Source organism: Neorhizobium sp. T25_13, from assembly GCF_002968675.1.
Classification (GTDB): Bacteria; Pseudomonadota; Alphaproteobacteria; order Rhizobiales; family Rhizobiaceae; genus Neorhizobium; species Neorhizobium tomejilense.
The window spans coordinates 1-402 of sequence record NZ_PVBI01000047.1 but is presented as its reverse complement, the minus strand read 5'-3'; the positions used below and the strand labels follow the sequence as shown (position 1 = coordinate 402).

At 54.0% G+C, this 402-nt stretch carries 1 protein-coding gene and 1 pseudogene; one reads left to right on the top strand and one right to left on the bottom strand.

The genetic code is table 11. The features are described 5' to 3' along the window. Positions 1 to 203 (bottom strand): annotated as a pseudogene (locus C5J22_RS31885) (hypothetical protein); the annotation flags it as partial. Between C5J22_RS31885 and C5J22_RS30890 the strand changes: the two are divergent. Beyond that, positions 202 to 402, top strand: a 201-nt coding sequence (locus tag C5J22_RS30890; protein WP_305778798.1) for an Ada metal-binding domain-containing protein, incomplete at its 3' end; no start/stop codon positions are given. The pseudogene C5J22_RS31885 and the gene C5J22_RS30890 sit on opposite strands and share 2 nt — an antisense overlap.

Here is a 402-nt window from a genome sequence, read left to right as displayed (position 1 = left end):
AAGAGATTGACGTGATGTGGATAAAGCGTGTTGTCGAGGTCGAAGACCCATTCGGTCACATGCGCAAAATCGGCTTTTGTCGGAGTACGATCTATCTTGGTCATGGCGGCGTTATGGCACGGGCCAAGGAAATTGCCGAACAAAAAAATAGACGCCCGATTTTCGACGGACGGCAAAGGGAAGGGATGATAAAAGGCTTTCATGCTTTTCGATCTCCCCAATGAAGATACGCTCTATGATGCGCTGATCGCCCGCAGCTCCGATTATGAGGGGCTCGCCTATGTCTGCGTAAGGACGACCGGCGTCTTCTGTCGGTTGACCTGTCCGGCCCGCAAGCCGAAGCGGGAGAACACGCTCTTCCACGATTCCATCGCCACTTGCATACAGTCCGGTTTCCGGCCC